This is a genomic window from Gemmatimonadota bacterium, assembly GCA_016209965.1.
In the GTDB taxonomy this organism is placed as follows: Bacteria; Gemmatimonadota; Gemmatimonadetes; order Longimicrobiales; family RSA9; genus JACQVE01.
Window position 1 is genome coordinate 1 of the sequence record JACQVE010000064.1, and the last position, 3,547, is coordinate 3,547.

The window sequence follows — 3,547 nt, forward strand, 5'->3', positions numbered from 1 at the left end:
CCAGAACACTTGCGTGGGCGCGGAACCGCCCTGCACCGAGGCCCTGACGTCCGCGGTGTCGCCCGCCCCGAGCTGGGGCACGGGCTCTGCGATCTGGACTGCCGTGATCGCCAGGTTGCCGGGCGGGCCACGCACCAGCTCGACAGGCGCGGGGTCCGAAGTGGTCCCCACCTTGACCGTCAGCGGCCCCACCTGCCCGCTCCACTGCACGCTTTGCTGGCCATTCTGCACGTTGAGCAGCTCGATGACCAGCCGCACCTGAACGGCCGCGCCGCCCTGGACCTCGAGCTCGAGCGCCAGCCGCCAGGGCGCGCTGTCAGGAGAGACTCGAAACTCCCTCTGCTTCAGCGGCAGGACGGAGTCGGTCGAGGCGTCCCTGGCCGTTACCCGAATGGTGTTGATGCCGGGCGAATCGGCCGCCAGCCCGCCCAGTGCGCTGAACCGGGGGATGAGCGTGATCGAGACCGTGCCGCCGGGCGCGAGCGGCCCGCCTGCGTCGCAGGCCAGGGCCGAAACCGCCAGCAAGAACACGAGTAGGCGCGGCAAGATGCGCTTTTCCATGGCGCTCGCACGGCGAAGAGGTTGCCGGGGCAAAAATATGCGAAGTCGAGGCTTTAAAAGGCGTGACCGTGCCAATATAGGCGGGCGTCCCGGCCGGCGTCAATGCAGACGATGCGGCGCATCCCGCCTACACCACGCGCCCCGGGCTGGCCGCCAGGACTTGCCCTGAACCCCTCGGCGCAGACTGCCTGAGGGGAGCCTCGAAGGGCTCGGGATAAACCCCGCCGAAGGGCGCCTGGGCAGGGGGACGCGCGTACTGCAGGCGCGCCGGCTACTGCGTTGGGCTGCTCCACATGCGCGCTGGGCTGTCCAGATCCGCCGCCCGAGCGGCTCCGGGCCTAGCGGCCGGTCACGTCACGGGCCTCTTCGAAGCGCCGCGCCACCACGTCCCAGTTGACCACGTTCCACCAGGCCTGCACGTAGTCAGGGCGCCGGTTCTGATACTTCAGGTAGTAGGCGTGCTCCCATACGTCCAGGCCCAGCACCGGGAGCTGCCCGTCCATGAGCGGGCTGTCCTGATTGGCCGTGGACAGGACCTTCGGCTTGCCCACGCCGTCCAGCACCAGCCACGCCCAGCCCGAGCCGAAGCGCCCCAGCGCCGCCTTGCTCACCTGGTCGCGGAAATTGTCGAAGGAGCCGAACGCCTCGTCCAGTGCGCGCGCCAGGGCGCCGGCCGGCTCCTTGCCGCCACCAGGAGTCATGATCTCCCAGAAGAGGTTGTGGTTGACGTAGCCGCCGCCATTGTTCCGTACCGCCGTGCGAATGTCCTCTGGCACCTTGCTCATGTCGCGCAAGAGCGCCTCCGCTTCCTGCCCCTGCAGCTCCGCGTGCTTCTCCAGCGCGGCATTCAGGTTGGTGGTGTAGGTACCGTGGTGCTTGCTGTGGTGGATCTCCATGGTTCGCGCATCGATGTGCGGCTCGAGGGCGTCGTAGGGGTAGCCCAGCTCCGGCAGCTTGAACGGATAAGCCATGTGCACCTCCCTTTTTTAGGCCCCGCCCCGGGGCCGTGCCCGTGTGTCCTCCAATGGCCAGTCTCCACGCCGCAGTCCGCCGGCAAAAAAGCCCGCCGGCTGACCCCGCGGCGGGCATCGCCCGTATTCTAACGTCTGGACGACGCCGCGTCGATGCGGCGGCCAATGCTCGCTTGCGGCACCGGGCGCCGCGGCTCAGATTCGCGCCCGTGATCGACCTGCGCAGCGACACCGTGACGCGCCCCACGCCCGCCATGCGCGAGGCCATTGCCCGCGCCGAGGTAGGCGACGACGCACTGGGCGACGACCCGACCGTCGCCCGGCTCCAGGCCCGGGTCGCCGAGCTGCTGGGCAAGGAATCCGCACTCTTCTTCCCCAGCGGCGTCATGGCCAATGAAGCTGCACTGCTGGTCCTCGCCCCGCCGGCGACCGAGGTGGTGGTGGAGGCGAACTGTCACCTGGTGGATTGGGAGGATGGCGCGCCCGCACAATGGGCCGGCGTGCAGCTCCGGCCGGTGGCGACGCCGGACGGGATGCTCACCCCCGAGCTCGTCTCTCTGGCGATCCGGCCGGCCAGCCGCTACCAGATCCGCACCTCGCTGATCTGCCTCGAGAACACCCACAACGCGGCCGGCGGTCGCATCCTGTCCCCGGACGCCATGCGCGCGATCCGGCAGGTCGCCGGGCAGCACGGGCTGCCCGTCTACCTGGACGGCTCGCGCCTGTGGAATGCCAGCGCGGCGAGCGGCGTGCCAGAGGCCGAATACGCCGCCCAGGCCGACCTGCTCATGGTCACGCTGTCCAAGGGGCTCGGCTGCCCCGCCGGCTCCCTCCTGGCCGGGCCGGCCGAGCTGATCGAGCGGGCCTGGCGCGTCCGGCGCCGGCTGGGCGGCGGCATGCGCCAGGTCGGACTTCTGGCCGCCGCCGGCCTCTACGCTCTCGAGCACCACCGCGCACGGCTGCACCAGGACCACGAGCGCGCCCGCCTGCTCGGCCGCCTCGCCGGCGAGCTGCCCGGGATCCGCGTCGTCCCGCCAGAAACCAACATCGTGATGCTCGACCTGCTCCGCGAGAAGCCGGAGGCCGGAAGCATCGTCGAACGCCTGCGCGAGCACGGCGTGCTGCTCACCGCCTTCACGTCGCGCCGGCTGCGCGCCGTCACACACCTGGACGTAGACGACGCCGCCGTTCACGCCGCCGCCGCCGCGCTGCGCGAGGTGCTGCAGGCGTCATAGGCGCCCGGTGCCGCAGCCGTCGTGGGCGCCCGTCGCAGTGCAGATGGCCAGCGCGCTGCCGGCGCCGCCGTCGTCCCCAGGCGCTATGCGATCGGCCGGTTTTGCCCTTGTCCCGCCGGGCGGGAATCGTATCTTAGCCGGCGGGGTAGCTACCGGGGGTTTACCACCCGCACCAGCAGAGGCGGAAGACCATGCCACCCACCACCGTCGAGCTGAGCGACGAGAAGCGCAAGGCGCTGAGCGTGGCCATTGCACAGATCGAGCGCGCCTACGGCAAGGGTTCCATCATGCGCATGGGCGCGGACGGCGCGCGCATGCAGATCGAGGCGATTCCCACGGGCGCCATGAACCTGGACGCCGCCATTGGCGTGGGCGGCATTCCCCGCGGCCGCATCACCGAGATCTACGGCCCCGAGTCCAGCGGCAAGACCACGCTCTGCCTGCACGTGATCGCCAACGTGCAGAAACAGGGCGGCGTGGCCGCCTTCGTCGATGCCGAGCACGCGCTGGACATCGACTACTCGCGCAAGCTGGGCGTGGACGTGGACAACATGCTGGTCAGCCAGCCGGATACGGGGGAGCAGGCGCTCGAGATCGCCGAGGTCCTGATCCGGAGCAGTGCCGTGGACGTGGTGGTGATTGACTCGGTGGCCGCGCTGGTGCCGCGCGCCGAGATCGAGGGCGAGATGGGCGACACACATGTCGGCCTGCATGCCCGCCTCATGCGTCAGGCGCTGCGCAAGCTGACGGGAGCGGTCAACCGCTCGCGGACCTCCGTAA

At 70.2% G+C, this 3,547-nt stretch carries 4 protein-coding genes; 2 read left to right on the plus strand and 2 right to left on the minus strand.

The window, feature by feature from the left end:
- The coding region (locus tag HY703_02860) for a hypothetical protein (GenBank protein MBI4544119.1) at positions 1-561 on the minus strand (561 nt) is incomplete at its 3' end.
- Positions 562-899: 338 nt separating this feature from the next.
- Positions 900-1,532 carry a superoxide dismutase gene (locus tag HY703_02865; GenBank protein MBI4544120.1) on the minus strand — a complete coding sequence of 211 codons (633 nt, stop codon included), beginning with the start codon at positions 1,530-1,532 and terminating at the stop codon, positions 900-902.
- A 53-nt stretch (positions 1,533-1,585) separates the two neighbouring features.
- Between HY703_02865 and HY703_02870 the strand changes: the two genes are divergently transcribed.
- The gene (locus HY703_02870) at positions 1,586-2,767 is read left to right on the plus strand and encodes a threonine aldolase family protein (protein MBI4544121.1); all 1,182 of its coding nucleotides are present in this window, start codon (positions 1,586-1,588) and stop codon (positions 2,765-2,767) included.
- Between the two features lie 191 nt (positions 2,768-2,958).
- Positions 2,959-3,547 (plus strand): DNA recombination/repair protein RecA (locus HY703_02875; protein ID MBI4544122.1); only part of this gene is annotated, 589 nt, incomplete at its 3' end.

Excerpts from the sequence above, each read along its gene's own strand:
- HY703_02865 (MBI4544120.1), bottom strand. The coding sequence starts at position 1,532 with ATGGCTTATCCGTTCAAGCTGCCGGAGCTGGGCTACCCCTACGACGCC.
- HY703_02870 (MBI4544121.1), top strand. The coding sequence starts at position 1,586 with ATGGCCAGTCTCCACGCCGCAGTCCGCCGGCAAAAAAGCCCGCCGGCT.